At 67.9% G+C, this 16,576-nt stretch carries 16 protein-coding genes; 9 read left to right on the forward strand and 7 right to left on the reverse strand.

The window, feature by feature from the left end:
* Positions 1–253: 253 nt before the first annotated feature.
* Together SI859A1_RS15195 and SI859A1_RS15200 are read right to left on the reverse strand one after the other, a co-directional pair.
* On the reverse strand, positions 254–1,027 hold the full coding sequence (locus SI859A1_RS15195) for a DsbA family protein (protein ID WP_009210598.1): 774 nt from the start codon (positions 1,025–1,027) through the stop codon (positions 254–256).
* A 123-nt stretch (positions 1,028–1,150) separates the two neighbouring features.
* Entirely contained in the window at positions 1,151–1,669 is a 519-nt protein-coding gene (locus SI859A1_RS15200) for a DUF721 domain-containing protein (RefSeq protein ID WP_040325883.1), read from the reverse strand.
* A gap of 251 nt (positions 1,670–1,920) precedes the next feature.
* On the opposite strand from SI859A1_RS15200, the gene mutY reads away from it, so the two are divergent.
* Together mutY and SI859A1_RS15210 are read left to right on the forward strand one after the other, a co-directional pair.
* A complete protein-coding gene (gene mutY, locus SI859A1_RS15205; protein WP_009210600.1) occupies positions 1,921–3,027 on the forward strand; it encodes an A/G-specific adenine glycosylase in 1,107 nt (368 codons plus the stop codon).
* Complete coding sequence (locus tag SI859A1_RS15210; protein ID WP_009210601.1) at positions 3,024–3,650, forward strand: HAD family hydrolase; 627 nt, start codon at positions 3,024–3,026, stop codon at positions 3,648–3,650. Before mutY ends, SI859A1_RS15210 begins: the two co-directional genes overlap by 4 nt.
* A 33-nt stretch (positions 3,651–3,683) precedes the next feature.
* Here the strand turns inward: SI859A1_RS15210 and SI859A1_RS15215 are convergent, their stop codons facing one another.
* Positions 3,684–4,823, reverse strand: coding sequence for a site-specific DNA-methyltransferase (locus SI859A1_RS15215; protein ID WP_009210602.1), 1,140 nt, complete (start codon positions 4,821–4,823; stop codon positions 3,684–3,686).
* Positions 4,824–5,022: 199 nt separating this feature from the next.
* Here SI859A1_RS15215 and SI859A1_RS15220 point away from each other — a divergent pair, with 199 nt between their 5' ends.
* Entirely contained in the window at positions 5,023–5,709 is a 687-nt protein-coding gene (locus SI859A1_RS15220) for an HAD family hydrolase (RefSeq protein ID WP_040325884.1), read from the forward strand.
* A 12-nt stretch (positions 5,710–5,721) separates the two neighbouring features.
* Here the strand turns inward: SI859A1_RS15220 and SI859A1_RS20445 are convergent, their stop codons facing one another.
* Positions 5,722–6,378 (reverse strand): hypothetical protein, encoded by a 657-nt coding sequence (locus tag SI859A1_RS20445; protein ID WP_009210604.1) that lies wholly within the window; start codon positions 6,376–6,378, stop codon positions 5,722–5,724.
* 159 nt (positions 6,379–6,537) lie between these two features.
* On the opposite strand from SI859A1_RS20445, the gene thrC reads away from it, so the two are divergent.
* The 4 genes from thrC to SI859A1_RS15245 all read left to right on the forward strand — a co-directional run bounded on the left by thrC (position 6,538) and on the right by SI859A1_RS15245 (position 12,874).
* Complete coding sequence (gene thrC / locus SI859A1_RS15230; protein ID WP_009210605.1) at positions 6,538–7,947, forward strand: threonine synthase; 1,410 nt, start codon at positions 6,538–6,540, stop codon at positions 7,945–7,947.
* Positions 7,944–9,260, forward strand: coding sequence for a M16 family metallopeptidase (locus tag SI859A1_RS15235; RefSeq protein WP_009210606.1), 1,317 nt, complete (start codon positions 7,944–7,946; stop codon positions 9,258–9,260). Before thrC ends, SI859A1_RS15235 begins: the two co-directional genes overlap by 4 nt.
* A 7-nt stretch (positions 9,261–9,267) precedes the next feature.
* A complete protein-coding gene (locus tag SI859A1_RS15240) occupies positions 9,268–9,891 on the forward strand; it encodes a GNAT family N-acetyltransferase (RefSeq protein ID WP_009210607.1) in 624 nt (207 codons plus the stop codon).
* 94 nt (positions 9,892–9,985) lie between these two features.
* On the forward strand, positions 9,986–12,874 hold the full coding sequence (locus SI859A1_RS15245) for an EAL domain-containing protein (RefSeq protein ID WP_040326629.1): 2,889 nt from the start codon (positions 9,986–9,988) through the stop codon (positions 12,872–12,874).
* A 12-nt stretch (positions 12,875–12,886) separates the two neighbouring features.
* Here SI859A1_RS15245 and SI859A1_RS15250 read toward each other — a convergent pair whose 3' ends face one another.
* Positions 12,887–13,495, reverse strand: a complete 609-nt coding sequence (locus SI859A1_RS15250) for a YqgE/AlgH family protein (protein ID WP_009210609.1) — start codon at positions 13,493–13,495, stop codon at positions 12,887–12,889.
* 193 nt (positions 13,496–13,688) lie between these two features.
* Here SI859A1_RS15250 and SI859A1_RS20450 point away from each other — a divergent pair, with 193 nt between their 5' ends.
* Both SI859A1_RS20450 and SI859A1_RS15260 read left to right on the forward strand, forming a co-directional pair.
* Entirely contained in the window at positions 13,689–14,507 is an 819-nt protein-coding gene (locus SI859A1_RS20450; RefSeq protein ID WP_050767557.1) for a protein-disulfide reductase DsbD domain-containing protein, read from the forward strand.
* A gap of 79 nt (positions 14,508–14,586) precedes the next feature.
* Complete coding sequence (locus SI859A1_RS15260) at positions 14,587–15,072, forward strand: peroxiredoxin (RefSeq protein ID WP_009210611.1); 486 nt, start codon at positions 14,587–14,589, stop codon at positions 15,070–15,072.
* Between the two features lie 63 nt (positions 15,073–15,135).
* Here SI859A1_RS15260 and rnhA read toward each other — a convergent pair whose 3' ends face one another.
* Both rnhA and SI859A1_RS15270 read right to left on the reverse strand, forming a co-directional pair.
* Positions 15,136–15,597, reverse strand: a complete 462-nt coding sequence (rnhA, locus tag SI859A1_RS15265) for a ribonuclease HI (protein ID WP_009210612.1) — start codon at positions 15,595–15,597, stop codon at positions 15,136–15,138.
* Positions 15,594–16,574 carry a homoserine kinase gene (locus tag SI859A1_RS15270; RefSeq protein WP_009210613.1) on the reverse strand — a complete coding sequence of 327 codons (981 nt, stop codon included), beginning with the start codon at positions 16,572–16,574 and terminating at the stop codon, positions 15,594–15,596. Before SI859A1_RS15270 ends, rnhA begins: the two co-directional genes overlap by 4 nt.
* Positions 16,575–16,576: the final 2 nt, after the last annotated feature.

The following is a 16,576-nucleotide window of genomic DNA, read 5'->3' on the forward strand; positions in this document are numbered from 1 at the left end:
CGGACCGCGTCACGTTTCTGGTCGGCGCGGCGTCTGCGCCTGCGCCTGCGGGGAGACGACGTCCGCCCCGCCACCGCGCGCCGCAAGCGGGAGCGGCAATCCCGCCGGTTCGCACCCCTCCCGCGAACCTTCGTTCATGTCTAGAAGAAATCCAATGCCCCGCCAATTGCTGCGACGCAAAAAAGCCCGCCGCGGCGGGGATGCCGCGGCGGGCCGGTCAGGCGAGGTCCAGCGAGGCTGGACGGCGCATGGCCTACATGCGGGCGCGGATGGCGGCCGCCATCTGCTCGGCGCTGAGCGCGCCGGAGAACTTGTCGCCATTGATGAAGAAGGTCGGGGTCGCGTTGACGCCGAATTCGTTCTGACCCTTCTGCTGGATCTCGACGATCTTCTCCTGCATCTCCTTGTCATTCAGGCAGCTGGTGAATTCGTCCTGGCTCATGCCGGCGAGCTTGGCAATCTTCAGGAGCGCGGCCGAGGCGTTGTCGGCGCGGGCCCAGTCATCCTGCTGGCTGAACAGCACATCGATCATCGCCGTGCGCTTGGCGTCGTCGCCGGTGCAGCGGGCCAGCATGAAGCCGGCGAGCGCGCGCGGATCGAAGGGGAATTCGCGGATGATCAGCTTGGCCTTGCCGGTGTCCAGGAAGTCCGTCTTGATCTGCGGATAGGAATTCTCGTGGAAGTCGGCGCAGTGGCTGCAGGTCATCGACGCGTATTCGACGATCGTCACCGGCGCATCGGCATCGCCGATCACCACGTCGGGCAGCGGGCCCTCGGCCATCAGGTCGGCGACGTCCACGGAACCGCTGGATTCGGGCGCCTCGACGGCCGGCGTCGCAGGCGTTGCCGGCGCGGTGTCGGCCTGGGCCATCAGCACGGCATCGGAATTGGGCAGAACGGCGCTGGCCGCGGTGCTCTCCGCCTCGTCGGTGCAGCCGGCGATCGCGAGCAGCCCGGCTCCGGCGAGGAAGGCGGCAATTCGGGGCGCCTTCGCCAGGCGGGTACGGGCGGTCAGCGGATGTTTCATCGATGGAGCCTCGCTTGCAGAAAGAAACGCGTTCTCACCGGGATGTACGGGAGAAATGCGGCATTTCCAATGCCTGCGGGTCTCGGGCCTCCGCCTCGCCGTGGTCGGCGAGGCGCGCGGGATTCAGGCTTTCGAGCGGCGCAGGGTGGTCTCGGCGAAGTCGCGCAACGCCTTCTGCAGCCGGGGATCCTCGATCCGGGCGACCATGTCGGCGACGCGCTGATGCTCGACGGGGGCAAGATCGCGCAGCTTCGGCTTGCGGTCCGGTCGCTGCTGGTTGACGGCTTTTTGAACGATCTTGATCCGCGCCACGGCGGCAAAGCCGAAGAAGGCGTTGACCCGCGCCAGCAATTCGCCGGTCTGGTGCTGCAGCCGCAGCGCCGCCGCCGCCTCGCAGGCGATGACCAGCGTCGCCGGTTCGAAGGGGTCGCCCTCGTCGCGCCGGGCCGGCCAGACCAGCTTTTCCGGCCGTGTCAGATCGCGCAGGCCCGGCCCGGTGATCTCGCCCCAGGCGGCGACCAGCCCGGTGGTCATGCCGGCCTTGCGGCGCAGGATCGGGTCCATCAGGCCGCCGACGAGATCGGCGACGGGTTGCGGGGTGCCGGTGCGGCGCCTGGCGCGCGGGTCATAAGGCGATGTCACGGGACGACCTTTCCGGATCGATGTCTGCGGGGATCGAATATGCGGCAACAGGGCGTGTTGCCGGCAGGGGCCCAGCGCCGAACGGATAGCATGGAACGGCGTGGACGTCGCCAGAGTGACCAGCGCCCGGCTTGCGACAGACGGCCGGCTCGCATTCGCCGCGCCGGGCCGCTACATCGCGCAGAGCGTGGCCTCTAGGGGCCCGCCGCCGATCTTCCGGCCCGCCATCCAGACAGAGCGTCAATCTGCCCATGCCCGCCGATCTCCGTCCGTTCGCGGATCATCTCCTTGCCTGGTACGACCGCCATGCGCGGGTGCTGCCCTGGCGCGTCTCGCCGCAGGACCGGGCGCGCGGCATCCGGCCGGCGCCCTACCGGGTCTGGCTGTCGGAGATCATGCTGCAGCAAACGACGGTGGCGGCGGTGAAGGCGTATTTCGCCAAGTTCACGGCGCGCTGGCCGCATGTCGCCGATCTCGCCGCCGCGCCGCAGCCGGCGGTTCTCGGCGAATGGGCCGGCCTTGGCTATTACGCCCGCGCCCGCAATCTGCATGCCTGCGCGATCCGCGTCAGCGAGGAGTTCGGCGGCGCCTTTCCCCAGACGGCGGCTGCGCTGCGGACCCTCCCGGGCATCGGCGACTATACCTCCGCGGCAATCGCCGCGATCGCCTTCGACGAGCCGGCGGCCGTCGTGGACGGCAATGTCGAGCGAGTCGTCACCCGGCTGTTTTCCATCGAAACGCCCCTGCCCCAGGCCCGCAAGGACATCCGGCTGCGCACCGCGGAGCTGACGCCGCAGGAGCGGCCCGGCGATTTCGCCCAGGCGATGATGGATCTCGGCGCGACCATCTGCACGCCGAAACGGCCGAGCTGCATGGTCTGCCCGGTACGGCCCATGTGCCGCGCCAGCGCCGAGGGCCGTGCGGAAGACTTTCCGGTGAAGAAGCCGAAGGCGGCGGTCCCCGAGCGCAAGGGCGCGGCCTTCGTTGCGACGCGGCCGGCGGACGGCGCGGTCTGGCTGCGCCGACGCGACGCGCCTGGCATGCTGCAGGGCATGAGCGAACCACCGGGCACCGGCTGGCACGCCAAGGCCGACGGCGCGACCGGCGCGAATGCCGCGCCGTTTGCCGCCGACTGGCGCTTCTGCGGCACGGTGGCGCACAGCTTCACCCATTTCCGGCTCGAACTCGAGGTCTACCGGGCCGAACTCGCCGGCGATCCGCCGGCCGAGGGCTGGTGGTGCCCGCCGGAGGCGCGCGGCGCCGAAGCCTTGCCGACCCTCATGCAGAAGGTGCTGGTACGCGCCGAGGCCAGCCCGCCGGAACCCGCCGCCACACCGAAACGGAGACTGAACCGATGATCCACCAGCATGTCGTCTTCGACATCGGCAAGGTGCTGATCCATTACGACCCGCACATCCCCTTCCGCGACATCATTCCATCCGACGAACGCCGGCAGTTCTTCCTCGACGAGGTCTGCTCGCACGACTGGAACCTGGAGCAGGATCGCGGCCGGCCGTGGGAGGAGGCGGAGGCCGAGGCGATCTCCCGCCATCCCGAGATGGCCGAGGAAATCCGCGCCTTCCGCCGCAACTGGCACCGGATGGTGCCGCATGCCTATGAGGGCAGCGTCGCCCTGCTCCATGCGTTGATCGACGCCGGCGTCGACGTGACGCTGCTGACCAACTTCGCCTCCGACACGTTTCGCGAGGCGCAGGCAAAGTTCCCGTTCCTGACGGCGACCCGCGGCGTGACCGTGTCGGGCGACATCCGGCTGATCAAGCCGGACCCGGCCATCTACGAGCACCATGCGCGCAGCTTCGACCTGGCGCCGGAGCGCACCCTGTTCATCGACGACAGCCTGCCCAACGTCGACGCCGCCCGGGCGGCCGGTTGGAGCGCCATCCACTTCATTGATCCGGACCAGCTTGCCCGGGATCTGGCAGCAGAAGGCCTGCCGGTCGAAGCGGCCGGCAGGCCCTGAAACGTCAGACGTGAAATAGAGGCCTGAAGGCGGTCATACCGCCGCGACGGCCATCTGGTCGCGCATGGTCTGGCGCAGCGTGTCGATGGGCGTGAGGCCCTTCTTGGAATCGATGTGCCAGAAGGTCCAGCCATTGCAGGCGTCGAGCCCCTGCACCTTGGCACCGATGCGATGGATCGAGGCGGCGTCCTCGCCAATGGCGATGGTGCCGTCGGCCCGTACCCGCGCCGTCCAGCGGCGCTTGGCGTCGGTCAGCTCGGTGCCCGGCTGGACCAGCCCGGCTTCCAGCAGGCTGGCGAAGGGAATGCGCGGCTCGGCGCGCTTGCCGGCCGAGACCTTGAGAACCGTCGGGTCGAGCGCTTCCACCGCGGCGATGCGGGCTTCGGCCGCCTCGATATAGACGTCCTCACGTTCGATGCCGACATAATGGCGGCCGAGACGCTTGGCGACGGCGCCGGTCGTGCCGGTGCCGAAGAACGGGTCGAGCACCACGTCGCCGGGCTTGGTCGAGGACAGGAGCACGCGGGCGAGCAACGCTTCCGGCTTCTGGGTCGGATGCGTCTTGCGGCCCTCGGCATCCTTCAGCCGCTCGCCGCCCGAGCAGATTGGGAACAGCCAGTCCGAGCGCATCTGCACGTCGTCATTGGCCGACTTCATGGCGTCGTAATTGAAGGTGTAGCCCTTGGCATTGGCGTCGCGCGACGCCCAGATCATCGTCTCGTGGGCGTTCTGGAACCGGCGGCCGCGGAAGTTCGGCATCGGGTTGGTCTTGCGCCACACGACGTCGTTCAGCATCCAGAAGCCCAAATCCTGCATCATCGCGCCGACGCGGAAGATGTTGTGATACGAGCCGATCACCCAGATCGTGCCGTTCGGCTTGAGCACCCGGCGCGCCGCCAGGAGCCAGGCGCGGGTGAAGGCGTCATAGGCCTGGAAGCTCTCGAACTGGTCCCAGTGATCGTCCACCGCATCGACCTTGGACTGGTCGGGCCGGTGCAGATCGCCGCCGAGCTGCAGATTGTAGGGCGGGTCGGCGAAGATCACGTCGACGGAATTTTCCGGCAACGCGGCCATCTGCGACACGCAGTGCCCCTTGTGGATCCGGTCCAGCCAGGCGGGTTTTCCCGCTTCGCAATTAACCACCTTGAGGGACGCGGAACGCTTGTAAGCCATCTTCACCACCGGACTACGCAGGACATTGAACCGACGTCATGGTTACCGAACGACGTAAACAATCGGTGAAATCCTGCCTTTGTCGTGGCCTCGTGCTCGTGCTACCGGACCCCTCGCACCATCTGCGCCCCGCGCAACCTTCGACGCAGTCGGCGTTCGCGCCGCCGCCCCTTCGCCAAAACTTTCTTCGGAGCCCCCCATGTCCGAACCCCTGCTCGTGATCTTCGACTGCGACGGTGTCCTCGTCGATTCGGAGGTGATCGCCGCGCAGGTGCAGGCCGAGATCCTCGCCGAGCACGGCGTCGAGATCGATGCCGGCGAACTCGCCATCCGCTTTGCCGGGCTGACCTGGCCGGTGATCCTGAAGCGCCTGTCGGACGAACTGGGCCGCAGCTTTCCCGAGGATCTCGTCGCTCGCGTCAATGCCGAGGTGGACCGGCGGCTGGAATCCGACGTGGAGGAGATCGCCGGCGCCCGCATGGCGCTGGACCAGCTGACCCTGCCGCGCTGCATCTGCTCGAACTCGACGTCGCAGCGTCTCGAGCTGGAGCTCGAGCATGTCGGGCTGTGGGACTATTTCTTCCCGCATGTCTTCAGCGCGCCCGAGGTCGGCACGCAGAAGGTCAAGCCGGAGCCGGACGTGTTCGTCTATGCCTGCGAGCAGTTCGGCGTGGCGCCGCGGGCCGCCATCGTCATCGAGGATTCGGTCCATGGCGTGACCGCGGCCGTCGCCGCGGGCTGCCGCGTCGTCGGCTTCACCGGCGCCGGCCACACCTTCCCCGGCCATGCCGACGCCCTGACCGAGGCGGGCGCCGAGACGGTGATCAGCCGGCTCGGGGAATTCCCCGCCGTGGTCGCCGCCTTTGCGAGCTGGCAGGACGCCTGAACGGCAGGCGCGCTATTCCGGCGCGCCCTCGTCGAAGCCGGCGAAGATCACGATGCCGGCGGTCGGCGCCGGATCGATGAGCACCGACTCGTCGACATAGGTGAAGGTCTGGGCGCCGCCATTGCGGGTGATCGCGACGCTCTGCTGGCCGAGCTCGGAATAGACCACGTCGTTGCCGCGCAGCACCGCGACGCGGATCGGCAGGCGCACGCTGCGGTCCTGGGCCACGGCCCCGGGGGTGATGCGGCCGAGCACGCCGATCTTCATCAAGAGCTTGCCGTCGACGATGCGGCAGTCGCGGGTGGTGTCGGCGATGTTGGCGACGTAGTCGACCTCGGAGCCGATGGTCTTGCGCAGGATCGCAGTGCCTTCGCGAAGGGTCACTTTCGGGCAGTAGCGGGCCTCGCCGCCCTGGTCGAACTGGCTCGATGCGGTGACCGAGGACGGCGGAACGGCCAGCGCCCCGGCATCGCCCAGATCGGCCTCAGGCGTGGTGGAATTGCAGGCGGCCAGCAGTGCCAGCGCACCGCCGAGGGCGAGGCCACCGGCCAGCCGGCGCAGCGCCGGGAGACGGCGGCGGGCCACGGTGCCGGGACCCTGCACGGAAATGCCCTCGTCGATGGCGTTGCGTTCACCATTGGTCGCTATGGGGGGCACTACCATATGCATCGCTCGGTCCTTCCGTTATCGTGGCGCGCCGTTCTATATCAGCCGCCCGTCGGTTAGGCGACCGACAGCGGAACATGGCGGAGCGCCGACCGGCACACGGTGCGCTCGGCCGAACAGATTGCCGGGAGCGATCCCGGTCCGAAGCGAAGTGGAGACGAAGTGAAATATGTGAGTTCGCGGGGAGAGGCTCCTGTCCTCGGTTTTGCCGACACACTTCTGGCAGGTCTCGCGAATGACGGCGGGCTGTATGTCCCGGAGACCTGGCCGCAGATTTCGGCGGACACGATCCGCGGCTTCGCCGGCCGGCCCTATGCCGAGGTCGCCTTCGATATCCTCCTGCCCTTCGTCGGCGAGGACATCGCCCCGAACGATCTGAAGCGCATGGTCGACGAGGCCTATGCAACCTTCCCGCATCCGGCCGTCGCCCCCCTCGTCCAGCTCGGCCCGTCGCATTTCGTGCTGGAGCTCTTCCACGGCCCGACCCTGGCCTTCAAGGACGTGGCGATGCAGCTCATCGCGCGGCTGATGGACCATGTCCTCGCCCAACGCGGCCGCCGCGCCACCATCGTCGGCGCCACTTCGGGCGACACGGGCGGCGCCGCCATCGCGGCCTTCGCCGCGAGCCAGCGCACCGACATGTTCATCCTGTTCCCGCATGGCCGCGTCTCGCCGGTGCAGCAGCGCCAGATGACGACCTCGGGCGCCGACAACGTCCACGCCGTCGCCGTCGACGGCACCTTCGACGACTGCCAGGCGCTGGTGAAGGCGATGTTCAACCACGCCTCGTTCCGCGAGAAAGCGGCGCTGTCGGGCGTGAACTCGATCAACTGGGGCCGGATCATGGCCCAGATCGTCTATTACTTCACCGCCGCCGCCAGCCTCGGGGCGCCCGAGCGGGCCGTCTCCTTCACCGTGCCGACCGGCAATTTCGGCGACATCTTCGCCGGCTACGCCGCCAAGCGCATGGGCCTGCCGGTCGAGCGGCTGGTGATCGCCACCAACGAGAACGACATCCTCGTGCGCACGCTCGATCGCGGCCGCTACGAGACCACCGGCGTCCACGCCACCACCTCGCCCTCGATGGACATCCAGGTGTCGTCGAATTTCGAACGGCTGATCTTCGAGGCGAGCGGGCGCGACGGCGACATGGTGCGCGGCCTCATGCAGCAGCTGGCCCAGTCTGGCAGCTTCACCCTGCCCGAGGCGGTTCTGGCCGCGATCCGGGCCGAGTTCGATGCCGGCGCGACGGACCAGGCCGCGACCGCCGACATCATCCGCCGCACCCTCACCGGGACCGCCTATCTCCTCGATCCGCACACCGCCGTCGGCGTCGGCGTGGCGGAAAGCCGGCTCGGCCGCGAGGCGATGATCACGCTCGGCACCGCCCATCCGGCGAAGTTCCCGGACGCGATCGAGAAGGCCGTCCAGATCACCCCCGCGTTGCCGCCCAGCCACGGCGACCTGATGCAGAAGCGCGAGACCATGGATCGCCTGCCGAACGAGATCGGCGCCGTGGAATCCTACATCCTCGCGCGCACGCGCGCCGTCGACCAGGGAGCCGAAGCATGAGCGTCGAGGTCACCAAGCTTTCGAACGGACTGACCATTGCGACCGAGACGATGCCGCACCTGGAGAGTGCCTGTCTGGGCATCTGGGTGAAGGCCGGCGCCCGCGACGAGGCGCCCCAGGAGCATGGCATCGCCCATCTTCTGGAGCATATGGCGTTCAAGGGGACGAGCCGGCGCAGCGCCCGGCAGATCGCCGAGGAGATCGAGGATGTCGGCGGCGAGATGAATGCCGCGACCAGCGTCGAGACCACCTCCTACTACGCCCGCGTCCTGAAGAACGACGTGCCGCTGGCGCTCGACATCCTGACCGACATCCTGATCGATTCGCGCTTCGACGAGCAGGAGCTGGAACGCGAGCAGCAGGTCATCCTGCAGGAGATCGGCGCGGCCGAAGACACGCCCGACGACATCGTCTTCGACCATTTCCAGGAAGCGGCCTTTCACAAGCAGATCATCGGCCGGCCGATCCTGGGCACCCGCGAGACGGTGAAATCCTTTTCGCCCGACGATCTGCGCGGCTATCTCGCCCGGCACTATTCGCCGGACAAGATGATCGTCTCGGCGGCCGGCGCCGTGTCGCACCGCGCCATCGTCGACCAGATCGAGGCGGCCTTCGGTGGAACGGCCTCCGTGTCGCCGCTGCCGCTGGAATCCTCGCCGCGGCAGGCGGCGTCCTATACGGGCGGCGAGTTCCGCCAGGAGCGCGACCTGATGGACGCGCAGATGGTGCTCGGCTTCGAGGGCCGCGCCTATTACGCCCGCGACTTCTACGCCTCGCAGGTGCTGTCGCTGATCCTCGGCGGCGGCATGTCCTCGCGCCTGTTCCAGGAGATCCGCGAGCGCCGGGGCCTGTGCTACGCGATCTACGCCTTCCACTGGAGCTTCTCCGATTCCGGCATCTTCGGCATCCATGCCGCGACCGGCGAGGAGGAACTGGCGGAACTGGCGCCGGTGATCGCCGACGAGCTGACGCGGGCCGCGGCCGGCATCTCCGAGCCCGAGGTCAACCGCGCCCGGGCGCAGATGCGCGCCAGCCTGCTGATGTCGCAGGAAAGCCCGGCCGCCCGCGCGGCGCAGATCGCCCGGCAGATGCTGTTCAACGGCGCGACGATCACCAACGAGGAACTGATCGCGCGGCTCGAGGCGATCACCGCGCCGCGGCTCGCCGATCTTGCCGAGCGTACGTTCGTGGGCACCGTGCCCACCCTCGCCGCCATCGGGCCGGTGTCCCGTCTGCCGAGCCGCGACGTCCTTGCCGAACGGCTTGCCGGCGCGTCGTCCGGCGCCGAGGCGAGGGTCGCGACCAGCCACTGATCCGCCAATGAGGATCCTGGAGCATCTCGCCGGGCCGCCCGTCCCCGCGTTGCACGGCGAGGGCATCCTTCTGCGCATGCCCCGACGCGGCGACTATGCGGCGTGGCGGGACCTGCGCGGTGAAAGCCGCAATTTCCTGAAACCCTGGGAGCCGCTCTGGGCCGCGGACGAATTGTCCTGGGAGGCGTATCGCCAACGCCTTCGCCGCTATGCGCACGATGCGCGCGACGGCGTCAGCTACACCTTCTTCCTGTTCGACGCGTCCGGCCGCACGCTCTACGGCGGCACCACGCTCAGCCAGATCCGGCGCGGCGTCGCCCAGTCGGGCACGCTCGGCTACTGGATGGGCGAGCGCCATGCCGGCGCCGGCCTGATGGCGCGGGCGGTCGAGCAGATGAAGCTGTTCGCCTTCGACGTGCACCGCCTGCACCGGATCGAGGCGGCCTGCCTGCCGCGCAACAAGCGCTCCATCGGGCTTCTGGAGAAATGCGGTTTCGTCCGGGAGGGTCATCTGCGAAGCTATCTGAAGATCGCCGGACGCTGGGAAGACCATTATCTTTATTCGCTTCTGGCCGAAGAATGGTCGTCTTCGCAGCCCAGGGCTCGCATGGGCGCGGCCGTGGTGCAATAAACGCGAGGCGCGGGCGGGGGTGAGTCGGAATGCAAGGTCGGGGCACAACGTGAAGGCGAAAGCCATCAGCAATCGGAAAAGCGGCGTCGGGCCGATCGGTCTGGCCGCACGGTGGTTCCTGTCGCTGGCCTTCGTCCTCGTTGCGCTCATCGTCTCGGCGCCGCCGTCCCTGGCGCTCGAAGCCGTCAGCATCTCGCGCGGCGATACTGCCATCGACATGCTGCCCGCGGTCGACGTCTACCGCGGCAAGGGCCGCGCCTTCCAGGTCGCGACCGTCCCCGGTGCCGACGGCATCGTGCGCCGCATCGAGATCGAGGCGCAGTCGGCGCAGGCGTCCGGCGACTGGGCGGTCTTCGCGCTCGCCAACAACACCGACAAGCAGATCGACCGGCTCGTCGTCGCCCCGCATTTCCGGCTGGTGGGCTCCGGCGTCGTCTGGCCCGATCTCGGCTCCCAGCGCATCGCCTCGATCACGCCCAGCCAGGGCTTTGCGCTGGAGCGCCAGCCGAGCACCGACGCCGACGTCTTTCTGGTAACCCTCGATCCCGGCGCGATCGTCACCTTCGTCGCCGAACTGGCCTCGCCGAACCTGCCGGACCTGCGCCTGTGGGAGCCGAACGCCTACAAGGACACGGTCAACGCCTTCACGCTCTATCGCGGCATCGTCCTCGGCATCGCCGGCCTCCTGGCGGTGTTCCTGACCATCCTGTTCGTCGTCAAGGGATCGGCGATGTTCCCCGCCACCGCGTCGCTGGCCTGGGCGGTGCTGGCCTATATCTGCATCGACTTCGACTTCTGGCAGAAACTGGTGCCGATCCTGCCCGGGCAGGAACGGGTCTGGCGGGCCGGCACCGAAGTGTCGCTGGCCTTCACGCTCGTCCTGTTCCTCTTCGCCTATCTCAATCTCAATCGCTGGCACGGCGTGCTGTCGATCTTCACCATCATGTGGCTGGCCGCGCTCGGCACGGTCGGCGTCGTCGCCGCCTTCGACCCGGTGGTGGCCTCGGGCATCGCCCGCATCTCGCTGGCCGCGACGGCCGTCCTCGGCCTCGGCATCATCGGCACGCTCGCCGTGCAGCGCTCGGACCGGGCGATCATGCTGATCCCCACCTGGTGCCTCGTCATCCTCTGGGTGTTCGCCGGCTGGTCCACCGTGACCGGCCGCATCGACAACGACATCATCCAGCCGGCGCTGGGCGGCGGCCTGGTGCTCATCGTTCTTCTGATCGGCTTCACGGTCATGCAGCACGCCTTTGCCGGCGGCGGCTTCGCGCAGGGGCTCCTGTCGGACCTGGAGCGCCGCTCGCTGGCGCTCGCCGGGACCGGCGACGCGATCTTCGACTGGGACGTCAGCCGCGACCGCATCTTCGCCGGCGCCGACGGCGACACCTTGGCCGGCATGCCGGTCGGCACCATGAACGGGCCGGCGCGCGACTGGCTGCCGGTCCTGCATCCGGACGATCGCGACCGCTTCAAGGTCACGCTCGACACCATCCTCGAACATCGCCGCGGCCGCATCATCCAGGATTTCCGCCTGCGCGACGAGGACGGCCATTATCACTGGGTCTCCCTGCGCGCCCGCCCGGTGCTGGGCAGCGACGGCGAGGTGGTGCGCTGCGTCGGCACGCTCAAGGACGTCACCGATGCCAAGAAGGCCGAGGAACGGCTGCTGCACGACGCGCTGCACGACCAGCTGACCGGCCTGCCGAACCGCGAATTGTTCCGCGACCGGCTGGAGGCCATCGGCGTCCTGGCGATGACGCGGGCCGACGTGCAGCCGACGATCATCGTCATCGACCTCGACCGCTTCAAACAGGTCAACGACGATTTCGGCATCGCCACCGGCGACACCATCCTCCTGACCATAGGACGCCGACTGAAGCGCCTCTTAAAACCGCAGGATTCGCTGGCCCGGCTCGGCAGCGACCAGTTCGGCCTGATCCTCCTGTCGGAAACAGAAGTCACCGCGGTGGCCGATTTCGCCGAGGGTCTGCGCAACGCCATCAAGGCGCCGATCGCCTTCGCCAATCGCGAGATCGTCCTGACCGGTTCGATCGGCCTGACCGGCTGGACCGAAGCCTCAACCTCGGACGAGGCGCTCAAGGAAGCCGAACTGGCCATGTATCAGGCCAAGCGCAATGGCGGCGACAGCATCGAGCCGTTCCGGCCGGCCTATCGCAGCGTCGGCTATGGCCGCCTGGAGCTCGAGTCGGATCTGCGCCGGGCCTTCGAGCGCAACGAGCTGTCCCTTGCCTTCCAGCCGATCGTCACGCTGGAAAGCGAAGACATCGCCGGCTTCGAGGCGCTGCTGCGCTGGGAACATCCGCGGCGCGGCGCGATCTCGCCGGCGGAATTCGTGCCCATCGCCGAGAGCACCGGCCTGATCGTCCAGCTCGGCCAGTTCGCGCTGGAGGAGGCCTGCCGCCGGCTCGGCGACTGGCAGCGCATGACCGGCGACGAGAACCTGTTCGTCTCGGTCAACATCTCCAGCCGCCAGCTCATCCGCCAGGACCTGATCGGCGACGTGAAGACCGTGCTCGAGCGCTACCGGATCTCGCCGAACAGCCTCAAGCTGGAGCTGACGGAATCGCTGGTGATGGACAATCCGGAGCGTTCCGCCCAGCTCCTGACGCGCCTGAAGGCGCTCGGCGTCGGCCTGTCGCTGGATGACTTCGGCACCGGCTATTCGTCGCTCGCCTATCTGATGGGCTTTCCGTTCGACACGCTGAAGATCGACCAGTCCTTCCTGAAGAACAACAGCCAGCCACAGCGGCCGATCATCCTGCATTCGATCGTTACCATGGCCCACGATCTGGGGCTGAAGGTCGTCGCGGAGGGCATCGAGAGCGATGCGGACGTCATGCAGCTGCGCCAGCTCGGCTGCGAATACGCCCAGAGCTTCAAGTTCTCGCCGCCGCTCGGCTCCGATCAGGTGCGCAAGATCCTCGACGACCGGGCAGTCGGCCTGAAGCGCGCCAGCTAGGGCGCACCCGGCTCAGGCGTGGCCGGCCTCGCTGGCCAGGAATGCCGGCTCGATGCCCAGCAGCCCCAGCGCGCGGCCGTATTTGCTGTCCAGCTCGACGTCGAAGACGATGTCGAGATCGGCCTTGCAGGTCAGCCAGCCATTGGCCGCGATCTCGCTCTCGAGCTGGCCCGGCGACCAGCCGGCATAGCCGAGCGCCATGATCGCCGTCGTCGGCCCGACGCCCTTGGAGATCGCCTTGAGGATGTCGATCGTCGGGGTCAGCGAGATGTTGTCGTCGACGGCCACGGTGGATTCGGAATCGTAATCGTCCGAATGCAGGACGAAGCCTCGCCCCTTCTCGACCGGACCGCCCATGCAGACGCAGATTTCCTGTCCGGACTTGGGCAGTCGGATATCGCGCTCGCTGGCAACGATGCCGAGCTGGGTCAGGAGTTCGCCGAAGCCGACCGGCTGCGGCTTGTTGATGATGAAGCCCATCGCGCCGCTCGGCGAATGGGCGCAGACATAGATCACCGCGCGCGCGAAGCGCTCGTCGCCCATGCCCGGCATGGCGATGAGGAAATGCCCTTCCAGGGAAGAGTCCGTCGAATTTCTGCCGATTTCGGTTTCGAGATCCATGGCATCCAGATGCTTGCGGGGCTTTCACGATAGATGGCATCGCGGCGATGTCAAAACCAGAGCGTCGCAGCACGGCCCGGTTTGCCGGTCGGTGTCGCGGCTTGTTGAATGGCCAGCGCCGTTTGCCCGCGCTAACCAGCAGGGCGGGCGGGCCATGCGCCGCAAATCGTTCCAAGGCAAAAGGACACCGCAGATGAGATGGATTGCGCGGATCGCGGGCGGCCTCGCCGCGATGGCCATGGGTGCGGCAGCGGCAAAGGCAGACCCGGCGTCGACCTATGCCAGCGAGCAGGTGACGCTCCGGCTCGTGGCCGGTGAAGCTGCGCCGGACGGCACCGTTCGCGGTGCGCTGCTCGTCGATCTCGCGCCGGGCTGGCACACCTACTGGCTCGACCCGGGCGCCTCGGGTATCCCGCCGCGCATCGACTTCACGGCCACGGATAATCTGGCGAATACCGATCTGAAATTTCCGGCGCCGCTGCGCTTCGGCGAGGGCATCGCCCGCGCCAATGGCTACGAGAACGCCGTCGCCATCGGCTACGCACTTACGCCGCGGCCCGGCACCGCCCTCGATACGGTGACCGCCAGCCTCGCCATCGGCGTGTGCCAGGACATCTGCATCCCGGTGCAGGCGGAGCTCGCAGCCGACACCGGCTCAGCCTCTACAGACACCGTCGAAGCGACCTTCGCCGCCCTGCCCGCCCGCGACGGCCCGCTCGGGCGGATCAGTTCGGCCATTCTGCCCGCTGGCGGCGACATGCTCACCGTCGCCGTGGAGACGACGCTCGACGCGCAAGGCGCCGATCTCTTCGTGCGCGGGCCGGACGGCTGGTATTTCGACGAGCCCGAAACGCCCGTGCGCAACGGCGACAGCCTCGAATTCCGCGTGCCCGTCGTCGGGCGCCCGCGCGGCGCGACGGACGGGCCCGCAACGGTCGACATGGTGGTCACCGGCGCGAGCGGCGACTTCGCCGCCGATGCCGTACCGGTCACCGCCGATACGCCCGGTTGAACGGCTCGACAAAGCGCTCCGCCTCGCCTCATATGGCGCCGGGCCGTAACGCCACGCATTTCACGAAGGGAACGACCAGATGACCATCGGTATCGGCGACAAGCTTCCGAACGCGACACTGAAGACCAAGACCTCCGACGGTCCGGCAGACCTGTCCACCGACGAGATCTTCGCCGGCAAGAAGGTTGTGCTGTTCGCCGTGCCCGGCGCCTTCACGCCGACCTGCTCGATGAATCACCTGCCGGGCTTCCTGACCCACAATGACGAGATCCGCGCCAAGGGCGTCGACACCATCGCCGTCGTCGCGGTCAACGACATCTTCGTCATGGGCGCCTGGGAGAAGGCCAACGAGGCGGCCGGCAAGATCCTGTTCCTGTCCGACGGCAATGGCGAGTTCACCAAGGCGCTCGGCCTCGACATCGACCTCTCGGTCGCCGGCCTCGGCCTGCGCTCCAAGCGCTATTCGATGATCGTCGAGAACGGCGTCGTGAAGTCGCTGAACGTCGAGGAATCGCCGGGCCAGGCCGAGCGCTCGACCGCCGAGGCCGTTCTCGAGCAGCTCTGATCCGAACAGACCCGTCCCCGCCGCCAGCGCTGCGGGGACGGACGCGGACTTACTGCGTCGCGCCTATGCGCTGCGCTTGCGGCGCTTGAACGGCTCCATGCCGTCGCGGGCCAGCTGGTCGGCGCGCTCGTTCATCTCGTCGCCGGCATGGCCTTTCACCCAGTGGAAGGTGACGTCGTGGCGCCCCTTCTCCTCCTCGAGCTTCTGCCAGAGTTCGGCATTCTTCACCGGCTTCTTGTCGGCGGTCTTCCAGCCATTGCGCTTCCAGCCGTGGATCCACTTGGTGATGCCGTCGCGCATATATTGCGAGTCGGAATAGATATCGACCGGGCAGGACCGCTTCAGGGCCGTCAGCGCCTCGATCACCGCGAGCAGTTCCATCCGGTTGTTGGTGGTGTGCTCCTCGCCGCCCTTCAGTTCCTTCTCGTTGCCGTTGAAGCGCAGGATCGCGCCCCAGCCGCCCGGCCCCGGATTGCCCGAACAGGCACCGTCGGTGTGGATCTCGACCCGTCCCTCGGCGCTCATGCCGTCACCCGCTCGTCGTCATAGCCATAGTCCGAGACGCTCTTCACCGACCGGTGGAAGCGCAGCTTGCCGAGATATTCCATCGGGTCCTTCTTGGTCACGAAGGAATCGTCGGGCACCGTCAGCCAGTCGTAGAGCCGGGTCAGCAGGAAGCGCAGCGCCGCTCCCCGGCACAGCACCGGCAAGGCCACCAGCTCCGCCGCGCTCAGCGGCCGCACGCTGGCATAGCCGCCGATCAGCGCCCGGCCCTTGGTGATGTTGAAGCTGCCGTCCTGCTCGAAGCACCAGGCACAGACGGCGATCGCCAGATCGTAGGCGAGAAGGTCGTTGCAGGCGAAATAGAAGTCGATCAGGCCGGACAATTCGCCCGACAGGAAGAAGACGTTGTCGGGGAAGAGATCGGCGTGGATGACGCCCTTCGGCAGATCGGCCGGCCAGTTCGCCTCGACGAAATCGAGCTCCGCGCCGATTTCCGCGGCAAGCCCCGCCTCGATGCCGTCGACCCGGTCGCCGCAGCTTTCGAACAGCGGCCGCCAGTCGGCAACGGCGAGGCCGTTGCGGCGGTGGAGCGGGAAGTCGGCGGCCTTGCCGTGCATGCCAGCCAGCGCTGCGCCGACGGCGCGGCAATGCTGGGGCGCGGGACGGCGGGTCCACATGCCTTCGAGAAAGGTGAAAATCGCCGCCGGGCGGCCCGACAATTCGCCGAGGGACTCGCCGCCGCGCGTGTGCACCGGCAGCGGGCAGGACAGGCCCCGCTCGGCCAGATGCTCCATCAGCCCGACGAAGAACGGCAGGTCCGATCGGTTCACCCGCTTCTCGTACAGCGTGAGGATGTAGGTGCCCGCCGTGGTTCGCAGCAGGAAGTTGGAATTCTCCACCCCCTCGGCGATGCCCTTGTAGCTCAGCAGTTCGCCGATGTCGTAGGCGCCGATGAACTCGGCGAGCTGCGGCTCGGAGACGTCCGTATAGACAGCCATGC

This window comes from Aurantimonas manganoxydans SI85-9A1, from assembly GCF_000153465.1.
GTDB lineage: Bacteria > Pseudomonadota > Alphaproteobacteria > Rhizobiales > Rhizobiaceae > Aurantimonas > Aurantimonas manganoxydans.